The sequence below is a fragment of the Mesorhizobium sp. B2-9-1 genome, from assembly GCF_006439455.1.
In the GTDB taxonomy this organism is placed as follows: Bacteria; Pseudomonadota; Alphaproteobacteria; order Rhizobiales; family Rhizobiaceae; genus Mesorhizobium.
This window is the reverse complement of sequence record NZ_VFTP01000003.1, coordinates 177595-200949: the sequence shown is the minus strand read 5'-3', so window position 1 is coordinate 200949 and position 23355 is coordinate 177595. Positions and strand designations below refer to the sequence as shown.

Sequence of the window (23355 nt, the reverse complement as noted above, 5' to 3'; positions counted from 1 at the left end):
ACGATGCCGCATTACGAACGTATCCTGATCACCGGCGCCGCCGGCCGGCTCGGATCGGAGCTGCGCAAGGGGCTGGTGCCGCTGGCAAAAAAGATCCGATTGGCGGGGCGCCACTCCTTCGGTGATCTTGCGCCTCACGAGGAAGAAGCGGTCTTCGACCTCGCCGACATGGAAGCGACGATCGCCGCCACCAAGGATTGCGACGCGATCGTGCATTTCGGCGGCGCGCCGCTCGAATGCGAGTGGCAGACCATCCTCGATTCCAGCATCCGCGGCTCCTACCACATCTATGAAGGCGCCCGGAAACATGGCGTGAAGCGCGTCATCTACGCCTCGTCGGTGCATGCCATCGGCTACCACGAGGTCGAGGCGCATATCGGCGTCGACGCGCCGGTGCGTCCCGACAGCCTCTATGGTGTGTCGAAGAATTTCGTCGAAAGCCTCAGCCGGCTGTACTGGGACAAGTTCGGCATCGAGACGGCGTGCCTGCGCATCTTTTCGTCCTTCCCGGAACCGGCGGACCGCCGCATGCTATGGTCGTACCTCTCCTTCGCCGATTGCGTGCGCCTGGTGGAGGCATCGCTGACCGCGCCGCGCGTCGGCCACACCATCTCTTACGGCATTTCCGACAACAAGCTGAAGATGGTCGACAACAGCGGCGCGAACCATCTGGGATTTATCCCACAGGACAGCGCCGAGCCATTCCGCGCCGCCATCGAGGCGAAGACGCCGGTTCCCGATCCGACCAGGCCATCCGTAAGATATCTTGGCGGCTGGTTCTGCGAGCTTGGGCATCCGGACGATACGCCAATATGACGATTCACGACAGCGGGAGTAACATGTGGCTTAATCACGCCAACTGGAATCACACAACGCTTCGCATGCGCGAAATCTCTCAGACTGATGCCAGCATACCTGGCCCGAACCCAAAGCGATTGTCCGTGGACTGAGTATCAGAAGCGCGCCGATTCCGCCGAAACGCGACAACGGTCGCTCAAGTTCAGCACACGCGATGCCTGGCTCGATTCGATTTCCTTGAAATGCGTAAAAACGCTTCGAGGTTCTTCAAACGAAGGGGGTTCGAGTCCATACTGTGGGCAACTATCAAAAAATCCAGCGATAACATGGCTTATGCGGAGGTTTTGGTGGGCCCGGAGGATGTGGAAATGATGTTGATTTCATTGTTCTTTTCATGGGCCAAAACAAGATATCTTCCCATATCGTTCCGTATTGTTCCGGCTACCGCGCGCGTGGGAAATTGACTGTATCAAAGACGCCGTCGCGCCACCGCGCGCACTATCGGGAATAGCAGATCAGGACACCGCGGAATGTGCGCTATTGTTGGATTGCCTTTTCGAGCTCCGGCAGGATGACGAAGAGATTGCCGACAGTGCTCAATTGAGGACGTGCGCCGAACATGCCTATTGGCATGCGCCTCGAAGGCAGCCGTCGGTTCCGTGGATTTGCGTTCTTCAAAAATCGACGACAGGCGTGTCCGGCATCTGCTGCTCGAACAGGGTCCAGAACGGTGAGCCCCGGGTTTCGGAATACCAGTGCTCGAAATCCGCAAGGGCGGCATGAGTGTTGGCGGATTGGTCCCCGCTCGAATCCCGGAACATTGCCAGCGCAACCGGGCCAAAATGCGAGATCACCTCCGAGCACGCCTCGCTGTCTGCATTCCAGCCGAGACGCGTGCGCAAGGCGGCAAAGGCGCTCGCCACGGCGATATCCTCACTTTCCGCCGGGGCTATTGCATCGCCGAGTAGCTGCATCAGGTTAAGCCGCCTGAAGGCGAATGCGCGCTCTTGCTCTAGCGCCGCGATCTGCCTTGCGGCCTCGCGTCTGAAACTCGTCTCCGCAGCTTTGGCGGCTTCGGCCGAAGTTGTCAGTTCGAGCAGAAAGGATGCTGGCATCGCTTCATCTCCTCGGGAGGTCCGATAGATTTTCAGGATCGGACTCTAGAGCAATTCCAGGGAAAGTGTGGCACGGTTTTCCGTCCGGAATTGCGCAAAAACAAAGAGATAGAGTGTTTCGCCGTTTCCGTGAAACGGTGAAACGCTCTAGGAGGATGGCGGAAGAGAGTGGGAGTCGAACCCACCAAGGACCGGCTCGCGGCCCTTCCCGGATTTGAAGTCCGGACGCCCCACCGGGGACGATGCTCCTCCAGAATCTTCTGCCTTTGGCGCTTTGTCATCCTGGTGGCGAAACAGGTCCAGCCGCTGCCCGTTGACGCGCCGCAGGTCACCACGCCGCAAGGTGACGCCATGCCGGTCGAGAAATTCGAGGATGTGAACGGCGACCTTGCGGCCGCTGCCCGCACGATCTCGAAACTGTGCGGCGCTGAACTGCCCGTCATGCTCGGCCGCCAGTTTGCAGACAATCTCGACGATCTCGGCCAACGCCGACCGAAGGAAAAAGTGATCATGCGCAACCTCATGCACCGTGCCGATCCGTCCAGTAAGCTTCAGAAGCTTGCGGATTTCGGCTTCCGGCCTGGCAAGCTCCTCTGCGATATCTCGCACTCTTGGGGGATGGAATCGCTCCGAGCCGGCTATCAGCGGCTCGATCTCACGCCAGAGGGCCTCCTCCCTGGGCGCCAGACGGACTTCATGACCCGGAAGCCGTATCCAGGCGCCGTACAGTTCAATCTGCCCGGCGCGGACGAGGCTTCGCATTGCAGCAGCGAAGGCCGGCGCAGGAAGGCAGGGATCAAGCTGAAGTCGCAGCTTTTCCATTCCGATGCCCGGCATATCCGGGTTGTCGGCATGGAAAGTTTCCAGGGTTGCGCTCAGGTCGCGCTTGAACCTGGCCCAACGCATCGACGAGACCACGAACTGCGTCTCCCCGACGGGAATCGTGACAAGGCCAAGACGATCGATCAGGCTGGCGATCTCGCCGGCGCCGAGCGTCCGATCGCGTGCGAAGGCTGCGAGGTTCAGATAGCGGGGCGGCGTGTCGAGCAGCGCAGCGACGGCCTTTTCCGGAGCCGCGATGGCGAGTGCTTCGAGCATGGCCAGCCGATCCGGTGAACGGCGTTTCCGGCTCGGGGCCCTGAGGTCGATGAAGCGCCCGCCGCCTATGGTTCGCTGGGCGGAGGTGTCTCGCATCACATAGGCGTCGCCGGCCGCAGCGGCGATCGGGCTCTCCAAAACGATCTGGACCTTGGCCGTGCCGCCCGGCGCTATAGGCTCGTCGCCGAGGAGCACGATTCTCGCCCCGACCTCGGCCGCGGCGTGATGGAGCCGCACCGGGAACCACTGCCCGATCGGCCTTGGCTCGCGGGGCAGCAGGCGCAACTCGGCGTCGATCCTATCTGCCGGCGCGTGAAGCGCGGGATCGAGGATCACATCTCCGCGGCGGATCGCCTCCTTACTGACGCCGTCGCCTGTCAGACAGAGCGCGCAGCGGTCTCCGGCTCGGCCGCGCTCCGCCACGCGGTCCTGAGCGCGGATCGAGCGAATGCGCGCGGCAAGCCCTGGCGGGCTTGTCACCACGCTGTCGCCGACATCAACGCAACCTGAGAGGACGGTGCCGGTCGCGACAGTACCGATGCCATTGAGGGTGAAGCAGCGGTCGACCGCCAATCGAAAGCGGCCCGCGGCTGAGCGCCTGGCGAAGCGCGAAGCCTCTTCGGACAGCAGGCGTCGAAGGTCATCGATGCCTTCACCGGTAACGGTGGAGGCCGGGATGACCTCAGCCTCTTCCAAGGCGGTGCCGGCAAGTGCGACGCTGACGTCAGCGGCAACGGCTGCGCGTCGTGTCGGGTCGGCCAGATCGCATTTCGAGAGCACGACCAGCCCGCGCCTGACGCCAAGCAGATCGACGATCGCCAGATGTTCACGCGTCTGCGGCATGACGCCGTCGTCGACTGCCACGACCAACAGCACGAAATCGATGCCGCTGGCGCCGGCGACCATGGTGTGCACGAAGCGCTCATGACCGGGGACGTCTATGAACCCGATGACGTCCCCGCTCGGCGTCGGAAGATAGGCGAAGCCGAGATCGATCGTCATGCCGCGCGCCTTCTCTTCCTGGAGCCGGTCCGTGTCGACGCCGGTCAGTGCTTGCACCAGCGTCGTCTTGCCGTGGTCGACATGCCCCGCCGTGCCGACGATCATGGCGCGGGCTCCTCGGACGGCAGCGCAGCGCGGCGCTCGGCCTCGGCGATATCGTCCGCGGTCAGCGCGGCGCGCGCCGCGTCCAGGTACCGGCCTGCGAGAACACTGCCGCCTGCCTGCGCACGCAGCAGCCAGGCATAGGCTTCGACAGCGTCGGCGCAAACGCCGGCCCCGAGATGGCAGGCGGCGCCGAGCATGGCCTGACCGTCCGCGTCGCCGCGCAATGCCGCCTTGCGCCACCAGTGGACCGCTTCCGCAGGATCGCGCGGCACGCCGAGCGCATCGTGATAGAGCATGCCGACGCGGGTCATTGCCGATGCGATCCCTTGCCCGGCAGCGGCCAGCGCCCAGCGCCGCGCCTCGGCAATGTCGGGCTCGATCACCTCACCCTCGAGCAGCATCCAGCTCAGCATGTCCTGCGCCGGTCCGTCGCCCTGCTCGGCCGCTGCCCGATAGAGCTCGGCCGCGCGGCGGTAGTTCTGCTCGACGCCTTCACCACGGAAACAGAGCGAGGCGAGGTTCCGCTGCCCGACCGGATCGCCGGCTTCGGCGGCGAGCGCCAGCCAGCGGACGGCAAGACTGCGGTCACGCTCGACGCCGAGCCCCTCGGCGAAGCAGGCGCCAATATTGTTTTGGGCGCGAGCCGATCCGGACCGCGCCAGCGGCTCCCAAATGCAGAGAGCTGTGGCATAGTCGCCCCGTCTGGCGGCGTCGAGGGCGGCCGCCAGCTGGTCGGCCACAGGTGTCCGGGTGGGCTTGCGCGGGAGATGATCAAGCCACCGCACCACCATCTCCTCCCAGAGTGAAGTTCGCGAGATTGGCCACAAACCCGGCTTCGTCTTCAAGGCAACGCAGATCAAGCACGAGCGCCCGCTTTTCGACCCGCCCGATCACCGGAACAGGCAGCGCCCGCAACGCGGCTGCAAGAATTTCCAGAGCCTGACCGCTTCCTGAATGGGGGCTGAGGGCAAGCCCGGCGCTCGGCAAGGTATCGAGCGGCATTGCGCCAGATCCGACCTGGCTGCGGCACTCCATCACTTGCACTGAAAATTGAACGCCCAACGCATTGGAAAGCAGGGGAGCCAGACGCTGGGCCTGCGCGACAATATCGACGGCGAGGCGCGCGAGCAGCCTCAGAGTCGGCAAACGCTCGGCCAGGCGATCCGGGTTGCGATAGAGCTTCAGCGTCGCCTCCAGCGCGGCCAGCCGGAGCTTGTCGACGCGAAGCGCCCTCTTCATCGGGTTTCGGTTGACCTCGGCAACAAGATCCTTCCTGCCGACGATGAAACCTGCCTGCGGCCCTCCGAGCAGCTTGTCGCCCGAGAAGGTGACGAGATCGGCGCCGTCCGCGATCGCCTCGCCCACGGTCGGCTCGTACCTGAGGCCATATTGGGTGAGATCGATGAGCGTGCCCGAGCCGAGGTCGTGGACGAGAGGCACGCCGCGCTTCCTGGCGATTGCAGAAAGCTCGCGCGCCGGGACCTCCGCCGTGAACCCCTCGATCCGATAGTTGGACGTATGCACCTTGAACACCAGCCCGGTCGCCGAACCGATGGCGGATTGATAGTCCCGGGGATGCGTACGGTTGGTAGTCCCGACCTCAACGAGCCTCGCGCCCGCGCGGACCATGATGTCCGGCATGCGGAAAGCGCCGCCGATCTCGATCAGCTCGCCACGCGACACTATCGCCTCGCGGCCGAGCGAGAGCGTGTTGAGGACGAGCAGGACCGCAGCCGCGTTGTTGTTGACGATGGTCGCGTCCTCCGCCCCCGTGAGCTCGCATATCAGCGTGCGCAGATGATCGTCACGTTCGCCGCGTCTGCCCGTCCCGGTGTCGAATTCGAGCGCCACTGCCTCGTGCATGACAGCGCGCATCGCCTCGGCGGCTTCGCCCGCAATCAGCGCGCGGCCGAGATTGGTGTGCAGCACAGTGCCGGTCAGGTTGAATACCGGGCGCAACGACGGGTGCTCGGCGGTCTTGAGCCGCACAAGCGCGTCGACAGCGAGGTCGCACGGATCAGGCACCGCGGCCCCGTTGCGGCACGCTGCCCGCGCTTCTTCGAGCGCATCGCGGATGGCGCGCGTCGTCGACTGCTGCCCGAAGCGCTCGACCGCCGCAGCCGCGAGTGGCGTCTTCAGCACTCGATCGACTGAAGGGAGATCGCGCAGGCGAGTTGCGGGCAGACCGGACATCCCACCCTCAATAGCCGATCAGGAACGGGTTGAACGATCCGCGGCGATAGCCGGTTTCGCGCACGAGCATGTCGAGGCCAAGCGTCGCCACGTCGTCGGCGATCGGGTCGAGCCCGGGGTCCTTGTGCTGATGCAGGATCTTCACATAGCAGCCGCAGGAATCGCAGGTCTCTGCCTTCACCGTGCCCGGTCCGTCCTCGATCTCCTGGTAGCCGATGCCCTTGGTTGAGCCGCATAACGTGCATTTGATGCGCACATAGTTCCACAACGTGCCGCACAGCGAGCATGCGCAGAAGCGCGACCCATGGGCCCTCTGCCAGCCGACAATGATCGAGGATACAGGCGGGGATCCGCAGGCGGGGCATGCACCTTCGCCTACCGGCACCAGCGCATGGGCGTCCAGTCGGGCGGCGAGACGGGCGAAGTGAACCTGCAGCGCGGCCGCGACGTAGACGTGCTCGGCGAGCGCCTCCATCGGCATCGCACCGGCGAGCACATTGCGCACCATGCCGACGCGCTTCGCCGGAGTGGCCTGCCTCAAACGGTCCAGCGCATCGGCCGCGGCGCCTGGCTTCTCGATCTCCAATGCCGCGGCGACCAGGCGGTCGAGCGTCTCCGTGGCCATGTCGAGCGCGAGGCTGTTGCGGTCGAGCGGCGGCATTCCAAAACTGCGCGCGCGCTCGCGCGCTGCGGCATCAGGCATCGCTGGCTCCGCCAGGTCCTCCTGGATGCAGTGCTGCACATCGGCGAGAGCGGCAAGAAAGCAAAGATAGGGACGCAGCTCATGGCCTGCAGCCAGCGCGTTCCACCGCTGCGCACGACGAGAAAACAGACTTGCAGGCTCTGGAAGGCAGGCAAAGGGAGGGGCGGAGATCTCGCCTATGGCGGTGGGGTCGGAACCGGCCGGAATGATCTGTCTTGGCATTCGAGCCTCACGAACCGCACGGGTCACGTGGTTGCCTGACCGGCAAAAATCATGTGCAAACACAAAAACTAGGGCGGGAAAGTCATCCGACCAGCACCCGCTCTATTCGGCGGGCTTGGATCCCGACGATCCCGTTTCCTTGCTCGATTTGGTGACGAGCTCCCGCAGCCATTTGCGGTGATGCCGCCAGGCCCAGCCGCCGGTCACCCGCCCACGCGTCATGGCCGGAATGGTACCGCGCACCCAGATGGCCGAATAGAAATGGACGATCCAGACGCCGATGATCGCCACCGCCGCTATGGAGTGGACAAGTATGGCCACGCGCTTCTGATCGATTGTCGTATACTGGGAGAAATACTGATCCCATGCCACCAGTCCACTGGAGATGAGGATCACAATCAGCACCGACATTGACCAGAAGACGAGTTTTTGGCCGGCATTGTATTTGCCGACCTCGGGAACATTGTCCTCGTGGTTGGCCAGCACGTCGCGGAAACGGCCGAGCCACGTCCCGTCCTCGCGTCTCCACAGATTGGCCTTCCAGAATCGAAGGAAAAGTCCAAGGAAGCTGAAGAAGAGCACAACGCCGATCCAGGGATGGATGAAGCGCGTGAACTGGCCCCCGCCGAAGAGGCCGGACAGGAAGAACAGGCTCGGGTGGAACATCGCAAGGCCGGACAGGGCGAGCAGGACCAGGCTCGCCGCCGTGATCCAGTGGTTGATCCGTGCCCCTACCGTGTAGCGGTCCACGATCACCGGCTTGCCGGGATGGACCTGTTCGTTCGGCTTGAGGTCATCGCCGGCCATGGCTGTCGCCCTCCGTCAGCTGTTCGGCGTGCTCCTCATCCGCCTCGGTTACCCTGTTCGGTCCCATGATCAAATGGTGGAGCAAGCCGACGCCGGCCGCCACGCCCAAGACCGTGAGGCCCGCATATTTGGTCACACCTTTCCAAGCCTCGACCAATGGACTGATCTTCGGGTCCTTGGGCAGGCCGCTATAGATCTCCGGCTTGTCGGCATGATGCAGCACATACATCACATGTGTCCCGCCGACGCCCGGCGGATCATAGAGGCCGGCATTGACGAAGCCGCGCGACTTCAAGTCCTTGATGCGGCCGTCGGCATGCTGTTTCATCTCCTCCTTCGTACCGAACACGATCGCCTGGGTCGGGCAGGCCTTGGCGCAGGCCGGACCCTGACCGACCGCCACCCGGTCGGAGCAAAGCGTGCATTTGTAGGCCGTGTGGTCGACCTTGGAGATGCGCGGGATGTTGAACGGACAGCCTTTGATGCAGTAGCCGCAGCCGATGCAGTTCTCGTGGACGAAATCGACGATGCCGTTCGAATATTGCACGATCGCGCCCGGTGCCGGACAGGCCTTGAGGCAGCCGGGATCGGCGCAATGCATGCAGCCGTCCTTGCGGATCAGCCATTCGAGCTCGTTGGTCTCCGGGTTGTCCCATTCGCTGTAGCGCATCAGCGTGAACATGTCCGGCGTCAGGTCGGGCGGATTCTCGAAAGCGCCGGCGAAGACGCCGACCTCCGGATGCGTGTCGTTCCACTCGATGCAGGCTGTCTGGCAGGCCTTGCAGCCAATGCATTTCGAGACATCGATAAGCTTGGCGACTTCCGTGGGCTGCTTTTCCGGGGCAGGCACGGTCGACGCCGAGCGGCGGATGAGGTCCTTCTCGGAGAGACGCGGGGCCGTTTGCGTCGTCGAAGGGTTGGGAATGGGAGGAAACATCGCTCGCTCCTCCTATGCCACCGGCCCTGGCGCGGGCTCGATATTGACCAGGAACGCCTTGTACTCGGGCGTCTCGATATTGGCGTCGCCGACAAAGGGTGTGAGCATATTCGGGCCGAAGCCTTTCTTCGCCGCTCCCGTGAAGCCCCAGTGCAGCGGTATGCCGACGATGTGAATGGTCTTGCCGTCGCAGGTGAGCGGCCTGATCCGCTTGGTGACCATGGCCTTCGCCACAACCGAACCGCGCTTCGACCAGACGCGCACCCAGCCGCCCTTGGTGATGCCTTTCTCGGCCGCCAGCTGTTCCGAAATCTCCACGAAGAACTCCGGCTGCATCACCGCATTGACGATGACGTGCTTGGTCCAGAAGTGGAAATGCTCGGTCAGCCGGTAGGAGGTCGCCGCATAGGGGAACTCCGGCGAGGCCGCTTCGGCGAACTGGGCCATATCGCCTTGGAACACCCGCGCGGCGGGATTGCCGCGGACTTTGGGCGCCACTGGATTGACGATCGGCGACTCGAACGGCTCGTAATGCGCCGGGAATGGTCCGTCGCGCATCATGGTTCGGGTAAAGAGGCGCGAGACGCCTTCCGGGTTCATGATGAACGGGCCGACCTGATCGGGCTTGGCAGTGGGCAGAATGTCGGGCACGTCGTACCCCGACCACTTCTGGCCATCCCATTCGATCACTTTGCGGCTCGGATCCCAAGGTTTTCCGGTGAGGTCAGCCGACGCCCTGTTGTAGAGGATGCGGCGGTTGGCGGGCCATGAGAACGCCCATTTCGAATAGAAGCCGGCGTCGTCCGGATCGCTCGTATCCCGCCTTGCCATGTTGTTGCCGTTCTCGTTGAAGCAGCCGGAATAGATCCAGCAGCCGCAGGCGGTCGAGCCGTCGTCGCGCAGCGCGGCAAAGGCAGGCAGCAGCTTGCCGGCCTCGGCCAGCACCTTCGTCGGATCGGCCGTGTCGGTCACCTTGGCGAGCGCCCTGCCGTTGATCTCCTGGGCAAGCTCTTCGGCCTTCGGATCGTCGGGATCGGCATAAGGCCAGGTGAGCTTGACGATCGGATCGGGGAAGGCGCCGCCTTCCTTGGTGTAGAGATCCTTCAGGCGCAGGTAGAGCTGCGCCATGATCCACGTGTCGCGCTTGGCCTCCCCGGGGGGCGTGCCGCCAGCCCAATGCCATTGCAGCCAGCGCCCCGAATTGACCAGCGAGCCGTCATCCTCGGCGAAGCAGGTCGAGGGCAGCTGGTAGACTTCCGTCTGAATCTGCGACGGGTCGACATCGTTGTACGGGCCGTGGTTTTCCCAGAACCGTCCCGTCTCGGTGTCCAACGGATCCATGATGACGAGGAATTTGAGCTTCGAGAATGACTCGATCACCTTCTTCTTGTTCGGAGCCGCCTGCAGCGGGTTGAAGCCCTGGCAGAAATAGCCGTTCATCTTGCCCTGGTGCATCAGCTCGAAAGCACGCAGCAGGTCGTAGCCCGGCACGTCTAGCTTCGGCAGATAGTCATAGGCGAAGTCGTTCTGCGGCGTTGCCGCATCGCCCCACATCGACTTTTGGAAGCTGACGAAGAACTTCTTGTAGTTCTGCCAGTAGCTCATCTGGTTCGGCCGCAGCGGCTTGAAGCCGCGCGTCGACATGTAGGTCGCGAGGTCCGGCTCCTTCTGCGTCGGCACCGTGAGATAACCCGGCAGCAGGTTCGACATCAGCCCGAGGTCGGTCAGCCCCTGGATGTTGGAATGGCCGCGCAGCGCGTTCATGCCGCCGCCGCGAATGCCGATATTGCCGAGCACAAGCTGCAGCATCGCCATGGCACGGATGTTTTGCGAGCCCTTCGAGTGCTGCGTCCAGCCGAGCGCATACATCGACGTCATCGCCTTGTTCGGCGCGGACGTTTCGGCAACCATCTTGGCCACCTTCAGGAATCTCTCCTTCGGCGTGCCGCAGATGCGTTCGACCATCTCCGGCGTATAGACCGCGACGTGGTTCTTGAGCAGGTTCCAGACGCAACGGGGATTGGCCAGGGTTTCGTCGACAACGGCGAAGCCGTCGGGGCCGATGTCGTAGTCCCAGGTAGACTTGTCGTAGTCGCGCTTCGCCTCGTCATAGCCGGAGAAGAGGCCGTCCTGAAATGTGAAGCCCTGCTTGACGACATAGGACGCGTTGGTGAAGGCCTTCACATAATCCCATTGCACCTTGTCGTTCTGGATGCAGTGGTTGATCAGGCCGAGCAGGAAGGCGATGTCCGTCCCCTGGCGAATCGGCGCATAGAGGTCGGAAACTGAGGCTGACCGCGTGAAGCGCGGATCGATGACGATGAGCTTGGCGCCGCGGTTTGCCTTCGCTTCGGTGACCCATTTGAAGCCGCAGGGATGCGCTTCCGCGGCATTGCCGCCCATGATCACGACAAGATCCGTGTTCCTGATGTCGGTCCAGGAATTGGTCATTGCGCCACGGCCGAATGTTGGGGCGAGACTCGCCACCGTCGGGCCGTGTCAGACACGTGCCTGGTTGTCGAACGCCAGTATGCCCGTGCTGCGGACTACTTTGTAGGTCGCGAACGCGGTTTCATTGGTCGAAGCCGAGGCGGCGAGGAAGCCTGTGGTGAGCCACCGGTTGACCGTCACGCCGTCATTGTTCTTCGCGACGAAGTTCTTGTCGCGATCGTCTTTCATCAGGCGGGCGATGCGGTCGAGCGCGTCTTCCCAGCCTATAGGCTCGAACTTGTCGGACCCGGGCTTGCGGATCATCGGATGCCGCAGCCGGGTTGGAGATTTCACGAAGCCGAGCAGGGCCGATCCCTTGGGGCACAAGGTGCCGCGATTGGTCGGGTGGTCGGTATCGCCTTCGATATGGGTGATGTCGGCCTGCTCGCCCTTTCTAAGATCGCCTTTCGAATACAGTATGATGCCGCAGGCCACCGAGCAGTACGGGCAAGTGTTGCGCGTCTCGGTCGTGTTGGCGAGCTTGAAGGACCGTATCGCCGCCGCATGCGCGGCCTCGATGTCGGCAAAGCCGAAAGCTCCCAATGTCGTGCCGGCGAGACCCGCGCCCGCCGTCTGCAGGAACGCGCGCCGTGAAAATTCAACATTCATCTGGGTTTTCCTCCCGAATTCCATGCCCATACGAGCATCCAGAACCAAGGGACACGCACGCCATTTTGAGCCAAATTGGCGTAATGTCAAAAACTTAGAGCGCAGATCAGCGTCGGCAAATGCTTCGCGCAGGAAAAATGCGATTGACGTTTTTTGGAACGTGACCCTACAGTAAGGCGTGGTGTTGGAAACGGCTCCCGCGTCGCGGGGCGATATCACCGAAGCACCTCCGCGCCTGACCAGCCTTGCTCATGGCGGTGGCTGCGGGTGCAAGCTGGCGCCCTCCGTCCTTCAGCAGCTTCTTGCCGAACAGCCGGTTCCCAGCCCCTTCAGGCAGCTCCTTGTCGGTACCGAAACCGGAGACGATGCTGCCGTCTGGCAGATCGACGACGCGACCTGCGTGATTGCGACCACCGATTTTTTCATGCCGATGGTGGACGATCCGTACGACTTCGGCCGGATTGCGGCGACCAATGCACTTTCTGACGTCTATGCAATGGGCGGGCGGCCAATTATGGCCCTGGTCATCCTTGGAATGCCAATCGAGAAACTGCCGACGGACATCATCCGGGAAATCTTGAAGGGCGGCCACGACATTTGCGCCACAGCCGGGATACCCATCGCCGGCGGCCATTCGATCGACTCGCCGGAACCGATCTACGGGCTTGCCGTAATCGGCACCTGCCGGCCGACGGACATCCGACGCAATTCGGGGGCCAAGGCGGGAGACGCCCTGATCGTGACAAAGGGACTCGGCGTTGGGATTTATTCCGCGGCCATCAAAAGGCAGGCGTTGCCGCCCGGCTGCTACGAAGAGATGATCGCCTCGACGACCCTTCTCAACCGGATTGGAGCGGAGCTCGCCGAGGACGCAAGCGTGCATGCGATCACTGATGTGACCGGGTTCGGCTTGATCGGGCATGCCCTTGAGATGGCGCGCGGCTCCGACTGCGCGCTCGTCATTTGCGACCACGACGTTCCCGTCTTTGAAGAAGCGGCAGCGCTCGCGGAGCGAGGTTTCGTCACCGGCGCATCGCGGCGCAACTGGTCGAGCTATGGCGATGCTGTGCTCCTGCCGTCGGATATGCCGGAGTGGCGGCGCCATCTTCTCACCGATCCGCAGACTTCAGGCGGGCTGCTGATAGCCTGCGATCCTGACCGTGCCGGTGCATTGGTCGAGAGAATTGTCGCTAGCGGCTATCCGTCGGCAGCGATGATCGGATATGTCAAGCGCGGCCAACCAGCCCTAGTGATCGAGGACTGAGCGACCGGCATCTCCTGCTGTCGCTGTCGCCATCGTCGAACGCTTGGGAAAACCAGCGGGAACCTGGGGCGCGGTTAGGCGACACTGGGTCAAGCTGGCCGGCGACCGTGCCGTTCACCACTCGGCGAAGGAGCCGTCTTTGTGGCGCCAGATCGGGTTGCGCCAGTTGTGGCCTTCCCTGGCGCGCTCCTTGACATAGTCCTCGTCGATGACGACGCCCAGGCCCGGGCCGTCGGGAATGGCGACATAGCCGTCCTCATAGCGGAAGACGTCCTTGTTGGCGGCATAGTCGAGCAGGTCGTTGCCGGCGTTGTAGTGGATGCCCAGGCTCTGCTCCTGGATGAAGCAATTGTAGCTCACGGCGTCGAGCTGCAGGCACGCGGCCAGCGCGATGGGCCCCAGCGGACAATGCGGCGCCACCGCCACGTCATAGGCTTCCGCCATCGCCGCGATCTTGCGGCATTCGGTGATGCCACCGGCATGCGACAGATCGGGCTGGATGATGTCGACGACGCCTTCCTCGAATACGGATTTGAAGTCCCAGCGGCTGTAGAGCCGTTCGCCGAGTGCGATCGGTGTCGAGCCGAGCGCGGCGATCTCCTTCAGCGCCTCGCGGTTTTCGCTCAGTACCGGTTCCTCGATGAACATTAGCCTGTAGAGTTCGAGCTCCTTGACCAGGATGCGCGCCATCGGCCGGTGAACGCGGCCATGGAAATCGACGGCAATGCCGATATTCGGGCCGACGGCCTCGCGCACCATGGCGACGCGCTCGACCACGGCGTCGATCTTGTCGTGGCTGTCGACGATCTGCAGTTCCTCGGTGCCGTTCATCTTGAGCGCGTGGAAGCCGCGTGCCACCACTTCCCTGGCGCCCGCCGCGACTTCCGCCGGCCGGTCGCCGCCGATCCAGGAATAGACCTTGATCGTGTCGCGCAGTTTGCCGCCGAGCAGTTCGTGCACGGGTACGCCGAGCGCCTTGCCCTTGATGTCCCACAGCGCCTGATCGATGCCGGCGATGGCGCTCATCAGGATCGGCCCGCCGCGGTAGAAGCCGCCGCGATGCATCACCGTCCAGTGATCCTCAATCAGGCGAGGATCCTTGCCGATGAGGTAGTCGGCGAATTCCTTGACCGCCGCCTCGACGGTCAGCGCCCGGCCTTCGATGACGGGCTCGCCCCAGCCGGTGACGCCGGCATCGGTCTCGATCTTGAGGAACAGCCAGCGCGGCGGCACGATGTAGGTGGTGAGCGAGGTGATCTTCATGCGATCCGTCTCAGTTGTTCTTGAGTTTTTTGGCGCTGAGCAGATCGCGCGCCGCAAGATCGAGGATATTGGTCGCCGCGCCCCTCGCCGCGGTGGCATCGCGCATGCGCAGCGCCTCCACCACCTCGCGGTGCGCCGCCACCGCTTCCATGCGCCTTTCCAGCGAGATCGTCGCTGAGGCTTCCAGCGAGAACTTCAGCCCGGTGTCGATCAGATTGCCGATTTGCCGAAAGATCGGGTTGTGGCTTGCGGCATAGACGATCTGGTGGAAGGCAATGTCGCTGCGCGAGAAGGCGGCGAGGTCCTCGCCTGCGCCGGCCATGCCGCGCCATGCCGCTTCGAGGTCGGCAACTTCCTGCAGTGTCGCACGCGTGGCGGCGAGTTCGGCAACCAATGGTTCGATGGCGCGGCGCGTTTCTAGGATGGCGTCGAATAGCTTGTCGTCGAGCGCATGCGGCGCGTGCCAGGCCAGCACCTGCGGATCGATAATGTTCCAGTTGTCCTGTTCACATACGACCGTGCCGATGCGTGGCCGCGACAGCACCAGTCCCTTGGCGGCCAGCACTTTGAGAGCCTCGCGGATGACGGTGCGGCTGACGCCGTATTCGATGCCGAGATCATTTTCGGTCGGCAGGGAGGAGCCTGCCGGATAGCGTCCGGAAAAAATGTCCGAGGCGAGCGCCTTCGTTACATCGGGCATCACGCGCGGCCGGCGGGTAGCGGTGTCGCCTTGTGCCTTCTTCGAAGTTTCGGTCACCTCAGCCCTCCTCCAAGGCGGCGAACCTGTCGGTTTCGCACAACCGGCCTTACCGGATGCGGGTCAATTGCGCCAGCGATCCCTGGTCAGAGCATGTATCTTAATTATCATACCAGATCAATTGACGAGTATGATAAAAACAACTAGAAACTCCAGCACCCGGGCTCAAGCGCCCGGCCATCGCTGGGAGGTAATCATGCGACTTTTGAAGACCGCGCTCGTCGCCGGCGCGCTTGCCGTGCTGTCCGTCACGACCATCGCTGCCTATGCTCAGGACACCAAGATCGGCTTCATCGTCAAACAGCCGGAGGAGCCGTGGTTCCAGGATGAATGGAAGTTCGCCGACCAGGCCGCCAAGGAAAAGGGTTTCACTCTCGTCAAGATCGGCGCCGAGGACGGCGAGAAGCTGATGTCGGCGATCGACAATCTAGGCGCTCAAGGAGCGCAAGGCTTCGTCGTCTGCACGCCGGACGTGAAACTCGGCCCAGGCATCGTCGCCAAGGCCGCCGCCAACAATCTCAAGCTGATGACGGTGGACGACCGCCTCGTCGGCGCCGACGGCAAGCCGCTGGAAGACGTGCCGCATATGGGCATTTCGGCCACCAAGATCGGCGAGGCGGTTGGTCAGGCCATTATCGATGAGATGAAGGCGCGCGGCTGGAAGATGGACGAGGTCGGCGCGATCCGCGTTTCATACGATCAGCTGCCGACAGCCGTCGACCGTGTTGAAGGCGCGATTTCGGTGCTGAAAGCCGCCGGCTTCAAGACCCAGAACATCTTCGACGCCCCGCAAGCCAAGACCGACACGGAAGCGGCCCTCAACGCCGCGACTGTGGTGCTCAATGCCCATGCCGACATCAAGAAGTGGATTGCCTTCGGCCTCAACGACGAGGCCGTGCTGGGCGCCGTTCGCGCTTCCGAAAGTGTCGGCATTCCCGCCGACGGCATGATCGGCGTCGGCATCGGCGGCGCGGAATCGGCGATCAACGAGTTCAAGAAGCCCGCCGCGACCGGCTTCGTCGGCACCGTGATTATCTCACCGAAGCGGCATGGTTATGAGACCGCGCTCAACATGTATGATTGGATCGCCAACAACAAGGAGCCGGCGAAGCTGACGCTGACCGCGGGCGCGCTGGCCAAGCGCGACGACTACCAGAAGGTGCGCAAGGACCTCGGCATCGAATAATCCTCCCTGTACAAACAGGCGGCGGCTTGATGCCGCCGCCTGTTTGGCCTGCCCAAGAAGGATCGAAGCCCCGTGTCCTTTCTCGAATTCTCCAACGTTACCAAGACCTACCCGGGCGTCACGGCTTTGTCCGACGTGACGTTCGGCGTCGAAAGAGGCGCCGTGCACGGGCTGATGGGCGAGAACGGCGCTGGCAAATCAACTCTGATCAAGATCCTGTCCGGCGACCAGCATGCCGATACCGGCGAAATAACCATCGACGGCAAGGTCCAGGCTTATACCTCGACCCGCGACGCCTTCGACAATGGCGTCATCGTCATCCATCAGGAACTGCAGCTTGTTCCGGAACTCACCGTCGCCGAGAATCTCAGCCTCGGGCGCTTTCCCGCCAGCGCCGGCGTCATCGCGCGCGGCAGGATGCTGGAGGATGTCGGCGCCAAGCTGAAATCGGCCGGCATCGACATCGACATGCGCCGCAAGGTCAAGACGCTGTCGATCGGCGAACGCCAGATGGTCGAGATCGCCAAGGCGATCATGCTCGATGCGCACGTCATCGCGCTGGACGAGCCAACCTCTTCCTTATCGTCACGTGAAAGCGAAATCCTGTTCGCCCTGATCGACCGGCTGCGTGGCGAAGGCAAGGTGATCATCTATGTGTCGCACCGCCTCGACGAGGTGTTCCGGCTCTGCGACAGCCTGACGGTGCTGCGCGACGGCAAGCTCGCCGCGCACCATCAATCGCTGAAGGATGTCACCCGCGATCAGATCGTGGCCGAAATGGTCGGCCGCGAGATTTCCGACATCTGGGGTTTTCGGCCGCGCAAGGCGGGAGAGGTTCGCCTCAAGGTCGACAAACTGAGCGGCGCCAGGCTGCGCACGCCGGCAAGCTTCGAAGCCCGCGCCGGCGAGATCGTCGGCTTCTTCGGCCTCATCGGCGCCGGCCGATCCGAACTGATGCGGCTTGTCTTCGGCGCCGATCCGCGTTCGGGCGGCACGATCATGGTCGACGGCAAGACGGTTGCCGCCGCCAGCCCGCATGACACGATCAGGGCCGGCATCGTGCTATGCTCGGAAGACCGCAAGCATGACGGCATCATCCAGGGCCGCTCGATCGAGGAGAACATCAATATCTCGTCCAGGCGCCATCACACGCGCTTCGGCGTCCTGAACCGTGCCAGCGAGATCGCGACGGCCGAAACCTTCATCAAGAAGCTCAAGGTGCGCACGCCTTCGCGCAAGCAGGATATCGTCAATCTCTCAGGCGGCAACCAGCAGAAGGTCATCCTCGGCCGCTGGCTATCCGAACAGGACATCCGCGTGCTGATCGTCGACGAGCCGACGCGCGGCATCGATATCGGCGCCAAATCGGAAATCTACGAACTGCTCTACCAGCTTGCCGAAGAGGGCATGGCGATCGTCGTCGTCTCCTCCGAGCTGCCGGAAGTGATGGGCATTTGCGACCGCATCCTGGTGATGTGTGGCGGGCGCATCAGCGCCGAGCTCGCGCGCGACCAATTCGCCGAAAAGGCGATCCTGGCCGCGGCGCTCCCCGACAAGAAAACCCCCGACGCGATCGCATCCTGAGGACTTCTGCCATGACCGGTCAGTTGAAGAAGATCGTGCTCGGCGAACAGGGGCTCGTCGTCATCTTCGTCGTTGCGTTCGCGCTGGTCTCGCTGCTGGTGCCGAACTTCCTGACTGACCGCAACATGCTTGGCCTGCTGCAATCGGTGGTCACCGTCGGTATCGTCGCCTGCACCATGATGTTCTGCCTTGCCGCGCGCGACTTCGATCTGTCGGTCGGCTCGATCGTCGCCTTCGCCGGCATGGTCGCCGTGATGGCATCGAACGCGTCGGGCTCGATCCTGCTCGGGCTTCTCGCTGCAATCGCCTGCGGCACCTTTGTCGGCTTCATCAACGGCGTCGTCATCGCCAAATTCCGCATCAACGCGCTGATCACGACGCTGGCCACAATGCAGATCGTGCGCGGCCTCGCGTTGATTTCGTCCGACGGCCGCGCCGTTGGCATCAACAGCCCGGATTTCTACCAGCTGGCACTGTCGAAACTGCTCGGCATACCGACGCCGATCTGGGTGCTGGCCATACTGTTCGGGATCTTCGGCTTCGTGCTCAACCGAACCGTCTTCGGCAAGAATACACTGGCCATCGGCGGCAATCCGGAAGCCTCGCGGCTGGCCGGCGTCAATGTCGACAGGACGCGCATCTGGATCTTCGCGCTGCAAGGCTTCGTCTGCGGTATCGCGGGCATCCTTTTGGCCTCACGCATCACCTCAGGCCAGCCCAACGCGGCGGTCGGCTTGGAGCTCTCCGTTATCTCGGCTTGCGTCCTCGGCGGCGTCTCGCTGGCCGGCGGTCGCGCCGCCATGTCGGGCGTCATCGTTGGCGTGCTGATCATGGGTATCGCCGAGAACGTAATGAACCTACTCAACATCGCGGCTTTCTACCAATACATCGTGCGCGGAGTGATCCTGTTGCTCGCGGTGCTGCTCGACAATCTCCGCTCGTCGGCATTCGGAAGGCGCTGAGCCGGGCGATCGCATGTCACCCCGGATACTCATCGAGAACGATCGGTTGAGCGTCCGGATCAGCCCGCAGGGAGGCGCTGTCGTCGACGGGCATACGGCCGAAGGGGTGCCATTCTTGCGTCCCTACAAAGGCGAGGCCGAATTCGACGTTGCGGATTGCGCCTGCTTTCCTTTGGTGCCGATCGGCAATCGCGTTGAAGGCAACGCTTTCTCCTGCGGCGGCCGAACGTTCCGATTGGCGCCCAATGCGCCCGATCCTCTATTCATCCATGGAGATGGATGGCTCGAGGCCTGGGAGGTGACCGAGCGCCGAGCCGATCATGTCGAGCTGTGCTTTGACAAGCCGGAGGGTTTCGGTTCGCCCCATGCCTATCACGCGCGACAGTCGTTCAGCCTTTCGTGCGCGCGCCTGGCGCTCCAGATCTCGGTCACCAACACCGGCGAAATCGCCCTTCCCTTCGGCCTCGGCTTTCATCCCTTCTTTCCACGAACGCCGCTGACCACCCTTTTCGCGCCTGCCAGCGACTGGTGGACCGAACGCGCAGGACATCTGCCGGCGGAGCGGGTTGCGCTGGCGGACGATGTCGATTTTTCAACGCCACGCCGACTGCCCGACCGTTGGCTGAACAATTGTTTCGAAGGCTGGAGCGGACAGGCGCGGATCGCTTGGCCGGAACAAAGGCTGGGACTTGAAATCGAAGCCAGCCCGGCACTCCGCCGCTACATGCTCTATGCGCCGGACAGCGACCGCAGCTTCTTCTGTCTGGAGCCGATGAGCCACGCCCCTAATGCGCTGAAGCATTTGGAGACCGACCCAATGGGGCTTGTAATGCTTGCTCCCGGCGGCATTTTCAGCGCGGAATTCGCAATGACTGTCTTCGACTGGAGTAACAACCATGGTTGATCGGCTGTTCGGCAAACGCATCTTCCTGACGGGCGCCGCGCAAGGCATCGGACTGGCCATAGCCGAGGCGTGCCTTGCCGAAGGGGCAAGGCTGTTCTTGGTCGACCGCGATGGGGACCTGCTCGACCGGACCGTCGCCGGCCTGTCCGCGCCGCAAGGTCATATCGGACATACCACCGCGGATGTCAGTGACGGGGCCGCTATCGCCGATGCCGTCACGAGGGCCGACAGGGAAATCGGCCCTATCAACGCGCTGATCAACAATGCAGGAATGAACGTGTTTTCAACACCGCTGGAGGCGACCGAAGAAGAGTGGAACCGCAATTTCGATGTCAATGTCAAAGGTGCCTGGAACTGCAGCAAGGCGGCACTTCCGGGAATGATTGAAAATGGTGGCGGCACCATCCTCAACATCGCTTCGACCCACAGCTTCACGATCATCCCGCACACCTTCCCCTACCCGGTCGCCAAACATGCGCTGCTCGGCCTAACGAGATCGCTGGCTCTCGAATACGCCGCTCGGGGTATAAGGGTGAATGCACTGGCGCCTGGCTATGTGGAGACGCGAAAGGTGATCGACTACTGGAACAGCTTTCCCGATCCGGCCGCAGCACGGGCCAAAACAATGGCGTTGCATCCCGGCGGTGGCATCGCGTCGGTCCGCGAAATCGCCCTTGCGGCGGTGTTTATGATTTCCGACGAATGCCCCTTCATGAATGCCGCATGCCTTGTCGTCGATGGCGGGCTCAGCCAGCTTCAACACGCGGTGTAAGGCTGGCCGGCGGCCAGCCAGCCCCACTTATGCGAGGATACGGGCCGTATTCATCACCACACTCCGCTCACCACTTCACGCTGAAGCCGAGCTTTGCGCCGATTGCCCGGCTGTCGCCGAAGTTTTTCAGGCTCGATTTGGCGAAGGCTTCGCCGTAGACCGTGTAGCGGTCGTCCGCCCAGGAGAGCGATCCGCCGACACCCACACCGCCCCAGAGCGGCTGGTCGTGCTCATGCAGCGCCGTGCCCGACACATCCACGTCGTTGCCGTCCAAGAAATCGTAATAGAGGTTGGCGATGCCGTAAAGGTGCGAGCGGCTGATCTTGCCTTGCGCGCCCGTCCAGGCATCCTCATAGTCCAGCGATAGGCCGGCGCGGCCGATCAGAACATCGCTGCCGCTCAGCGATACCGCCGCATCGAACGGATCGGTGAAGCTGTTGAAGCGCACCGAGGAATAGGCGAGCTGAGCCTGCGGCGTCAGCGTCCATTTTCCCTGCAGCGCAAGCTTCTGGCCGGCTTCGATGCTCAGCGCATAGCCAAATCCGTTGTTGCCCTTGGCAAGCTCTCTGCCCGGCGTGGCGGACTTCAGATCGCTGTCATACCAGGTCATCTCGCCCTGAGCGTCGGTGTAGAAGCCGTTGTCGCCATACCAGGTCAGCGTGCCGCCGAAGCCGTAACTGGTGGCCTGGATCGAGCCGACACCGTAGATCGACAAGATATCCGACGAGGCGGTCCCGTAGCGTGGGGTCGCCAAAGGAACTTGGCTAACCGAAGGGAGAAATAGGCGCCAAATCATTGATAAATAATGATAATGGTGGGCCCGGAGGATGTGAGACTGCTAAGGAAAATCAATGGTTTAGCGGATGGTTAGCCAACCCATATTCTTCGTATGATCTCGTATGGTCCGGCGGGTCGCGAAAGGAGCCGGGTCGATGCTTCAGTCGGTCATTTGTTCACCCAGAGCCATCAGCCAGCGCCCGCGGCGGACTGGCCAATATCTATGGTTCCGTTCGCATCAGACGGCCCTGTTCTGCGTCGGCGCGCGACCGCCGCCGTCAGCGACGAGCACTGCGCCGGTGACGAAGGACGCCTCGTCGGAGGCCAGGAACAGGCAGCAATTGGCGATCTCGGCCGGCTCGGCCACGCGCCGCAGCGCAATGCGGCCGGTGAGCGCGGCGAACTCCTCTTCGGGCGTCGTGCCGCGGGCGGCGGCCGCAACTTCCATTTCGTAGACGCTCATCGGCGTGCGCACCCAGCCCGGCGCCACCGCATTTGCGCGAATCCCGTCGGGCCCGTGCGCGTAGGCCAGCGAGCGGGTATAAGAAACCAGAGCGGCCTTGCTTGCCGAATAGGCGGCGTTCTGGCCGCTGGCGTTGAAGGCGCCGACGGAGGCGATGTTGACGATCGCGCCGCCGCGTTCCTTGAGCAGCGGCAGGGCGGCGCGGCAGACCATCATCGAACCAGTGACGTTGACGGCAAAGCTCATCGCCCAGGTTTCGTCGCTCAGCGTCTCTGGCTCGTCGAGGATCATCACGCCGGCGGCGTTGACGACTATGTCAAGGCGGCCGCTGCAGGCGTCAATGGCGCGGGCAATATCACCCGCCTGCGTGATGTCGCCGCGCACGGCGATGCCGCCGCTGGCCTTCGCCGCTTCCTCCAGCACGTCCTCGCCATGGCCGAAGGCGACGATCTTGGCGCCGTGGCGGCCGAACAGCTCGGCTGTGGCGCGGCCCATGCCGGTGGCCGCACCGGTGACCAGTGCGTTACGGCCTTCGAGGCGGCGGCTCATGCGAGCCCCCAGTGCCGCTCGACGGCATAGCCGGTCTCCGGCAAGGTCGAGCCGCCGTCGACGACGATGGTCTGGCCTGTGGTATATTTCGCCTGCTCGGACGCGAGGTAGAGCATGGCGTAGGCAATGTCGTCGGCCTCGCCGAGTTGGCCCATGGGGATGAACCGGCCGAGCCGAGCCGCCGCCTCGGGCTTGCTCATCGTGCCGCGGCCGGGCTTGGCGATGAAGCCAGGTTCGACGCCGTTGACGGTGATGCCGTCGCGCGCGAATTCGAAGGCCGCACCCCGGATGAAAGCGTTGACGCCGGCCTTGGCCGCCGAATAGTGCACCCCGCCCGCCATGGCGACGCGCGCCGACACCGACGAGGTGACGAGGATGCGGCCGAAGCCATTGGCGCGCATCGCCGGAGACGCTGCCTGCGCCAGCCAGAAGCAGGACTTCAGGTTGACCGCCAGCGCCTCTTCGAGCTTGTCCGCATCAAGCTCCTCGACCGAGGCCCAGGGGCAGCCGCCGGCGTTGTGGACGACGATGTCGAGGCGGCCGGCCTCGCGCACGATTTCGCCGACAAGCCGATGGAGCGCGGCGCGGTCGAGTCCGGCAAGCGGGACCGTGCGAACGAAAAGACCGCGCGTCGAGAGGTCGGCCGCCAGCGCCTCCGCTACATTCAATGTGCGGTTGGCGATGAAGACCGAGGCGCCGGCCTCGGCGAAGCGCGTGACGATGGCGGCGCCGATGCCGCGCCCGCCGCCGGTCACCAGCGTCACCCTGCCCGTGAGGTCGAACGGGTTCGCCATC

Annotated in this window: 19 protein-coding genes, 1 tRNA gene and 1 pseudogene; 7 read left to right on the top strand and 14 right to left on the bottom strand. The window is 63.3% G+C overall.

What is annotated here, in order from left to right; genetic code table 11:
* Positions 1 to 3 precede the first annotated feature (3 nt).
* Complete coding sequence (locus FJW05_RS08415) at positions 4 to 816, top strand: NAD(P)-dependent oxidoreductase (RefSeq protein ID WP_140630267.1); 813 nt, start codon at positions 4 to 6, stop codon at positions 814 to 816.
* Between the two features lie 656 nt (positions 817 to 1472).
* Here FJW05_RS08415 and FJW05_RS08410 read toward each other — a convergent pair.
* From FJW05_RS08410 to fdnG, 9 genes and pseudogenes are all read right to left on the bottom strand, one after another.
* Complete coding sequence (locus tag FJW05_RS08410) at positions 1473 to 1913, bottom strand: hypothetical protein (protein ID WP_140630264.1); 441 nt, start codon at positions 1911 to 1913, stop codon at positions 1473 to 1475.
* A gap of 156 nt (positions 1914 to 2069) precedes the next feature.
* Positions 2070 to 2165, bottom strand: a tRNA-Sec gene (locus tag FJW05_RS27360).
* A gap of 126 nt (positions 2166 to 2291) precedes the next feature.
* A pseudogene (gene selB, locus FJW05_RS08405) lies at positions 2292 to 4118 on the bottom strand (selenocysteine-specific translation elongation factor); the annotation flags it as partial.
* On the bottom strand, positions 4115 to 4903 hold the full coding sequence (locus tag FJW05_RS08400) for a tetratricopeptide repeat protein (RefSeq protein ID WP_181164880.1): 789 nt from the start codon (positions 4901 to 4903) through the stop codon (positions 4115 to 4117). The gene FJW05_RS08400 and the pseudogene selB, both read right to left, overlap by 4 nt.
* Positions 4890 to 6311, bottom strand: a complete 1422-nt coding sequence (gene selA, locus FJW05_RS08395) for an L-seryl-tRNA(Sec) selenium transferase (protein WP_140630257.1) — start codon at positions 6309 to 6311, stop codon at positions 4890 to 4892. Before selA ends, FJW05_RS08400 begins: the two co-directional genes overlap by 14 nt.
* Before the next feature lie 7 nt (positions 6312 to 6318).
* Positions 6319 to 7236 carry a formate dehydrogenase accessory protein FdhE gene (fdhE, locus tag FJW05_RS08390; protein ID WP_140630254.1) on the bottom strand — a complete coding sequence of 306 codons (918 nt, stop codon included), beginning with the start codon at positions 7234 to 7236 and terminating at the stop codon, positions 6319 to 6321.
* A gap of 102 nt (positions 7237 to 7338) precedes the next feature.
* A complete protein-coding gene (locus FJW05_RS08385) occupies positions 7339 to 8043 on the bottom strand; it encodes a formate dehydrogenase subunit gamma (RefSeq protein ID WP_140543931.1) in 705 nt (234 codons plus the stop codon).
* Positions 8030 to 8980, bottom strand: a complete 951-nt coding sequence (fdxH, locus tag FJW05_RS08380) for a formate dehydrogenase subunit beta (RefSeq protein ID WP_140630251.1) — start codon at positions 8978 to 8980, stop codon at positions 8030 to 8032. The genes FJW05_RS08385 and fdxH overlap by 14 nt, the downstream gene beginning before the upstream one ends.
* Positions 8981 to 8992: 12 nt before the next feature.
* Positions 8993 to 12079 (bottom strand): formate dehydrogenase-N subunit alpha, encoded by a 3087-nt coding sequence (fdnG, locus tag FJW05_RS08375; RefSeq protein ID WP_140630248.1) that lies wholly within the window; start codon positions 12077 to 12079, stop codon positions 8993 to 8995.
* Between the two features lie 214 nt (positions 12080 to 12293).
* Between fdnG and selD the strand changes: the two genes are divergently transcribed.
* Positions 12294 to 13343, top strand: coding sequence for a selenide, water dikinase SelD (selD, locus tag FJW05_RS08370; RefSeq protein ID WP_140630969.1), 1050 nt, complete (start codon positions 12294 to 12296; stop codon positions 13341 to 13343).
* A gap of 114 nt (positions 13344 to 13457) precedes the next feature.
* Here the strand turns inward: selD and dgoD are convergent, their stop codons facing one another.
* Complete coding sequence (gene dgoD / locus FJW05_RS08365) at positions 13458 to 14606, bottom strand: galactonate dehydratase (RefSeq protein ID WP_140630245.1); 1149 nt, start codon at positions 14604 to 14606, stop codon at positions 13458 to 13460.
* A gap of 10 nt (positions 14607 to 14616) precedes the next feature.
* Entirely contained in the window at positions 14617 to 15306 is a 690-nt protein-coding gene (locus tag FJW05_RS08360) for a FadR/GntR family transcriptional regulator (RefSeq protein WP_246673313.1), read from the bottom strand.
* Positions 15307 to 15559: 253 nt separating this feature from the next.
* On the opposite strand from FJW05_RS08360, the gene FJW05_RS08355 reads away from it, so the two are divergent.
* The 5 genes from FJW05_RS08355 to FJW05_RS08335 all read left to right on the top strand — a co-directional run bounded on the left by FJW05_RS08355 (position 15560) and on the right by FJW05_RS08335 (position 20771).
* Positions 15560 to 16549 carry an arabinose ABC transporter substrate-binding protein gene (locus tag FJW05_RS08355; protein WP_140630238.1) on the top strand — a complete coding sequence of 330 codons (990 nt, stop codon included), beginning with the start codon at positions 15560 to 15562 and terminating at the stop codon, positions 16547 to 16549.
* Positions 16550 to 16621: 72 nt separating this feature from the next.
* Entirely contained in the window at positions 16622 to 18133 is a 1512-nt protein-coding gene (araG, locus tag FJW05_RS08350; RefSeq protein ID WP_140630236.1) for an L-arabinose ABC transporter ATP-binding protein AraG, read from the top strand.
* 11 nt (positions 18134 to 18144) lie between these two features.
* The gene (gene araH / locus FJW05_RS08345) at positions 18145 to 19095 is read left to right on the top strand and encodes an L-arabinose ABC transporter permease AraH (RefSeq protein ID WP_140630234.1); all 951 of its coding nucleotides are present in this window, start codon (positions 18145 to 18147) and stop codon (positions 19093 to 19095) included.
* Positions 19096 to 19108: 13 nt separating this feature from the next.
* Positions 19109 to 19999, top strand: a complete 891-nt coding sequence (locus FJW05_RS08340; protein WP_140630231.1) for an aldose 1-epimerase — start codon at positions 19109 to 19111, stop codon at positions 19997 to 19999.
* A complete protein-coding gene (locus FJW05_RS08335; protein ID WP_140543913.1) occupies positions 19992 to 20771 on the top strand; it encodes an SDR family oxidoreductase in 780 nt (259 codons plus the stop codon). The genes FJW05_RS08340 and FJW05_RS08335 overlap by 8 nt, the downstream gene beginning before the upstream one ends.
* A 67-nt stretch (positions 20772 to 20838) precedes the next feature.
* Here the strand turns inward: FJW05_RS08335 and FJW05_RS08330 are convergent, their stop codons facing one another.
* The 3 genes from FJW05_RS08330 to FJW05_RS08320 all read right to left on the bottom strand — a co-directional run bounded on the left by FJW05_RS08330 (position 20839) and on the right by FJW05_RS08320 (position 23354).
* Positions 20839 to 21567 carry an autotransporter outer membrane beta-barrel domain-containing protein gene (locus FJW05_RS08330; RefSeq protein WP_140630228.1) on the bottom strand — a complete coding sequence of 243 codons (729 nt, stop codon included), beginning with the start codon at positions 21565 to 21567 and terminating at the stop codon, positions 20839 to 20841.
* Between the two features lie 219 nt (positions 21568 to 21786).
* On the bottom strand, positions 21787 to 22560 hold the full coding sequence (locus FJW05_RS08325; RefSeq protein WP_140543983.1) for an SDR family oxidoreductase: 774 nt from the start codon (positions 22558 to 22560) through the stop codon (positions 21787 to 21789).
* A complete protein-coding gene (locus FJW05_RS08320) occupies positions 22557 to 23354 on the bottom strand; it encodes an SDR family oxidoreductase (protein WP_140630226.1) in 798 nt (265 codons plus the stop codon). Before FJW05_RS08320 ends, FJW05_RS08325 begins: the two co-directional genes overlap by 4 nt.
* Between the last annotated feature and the right edge of the window lies 1 nt (position 23355).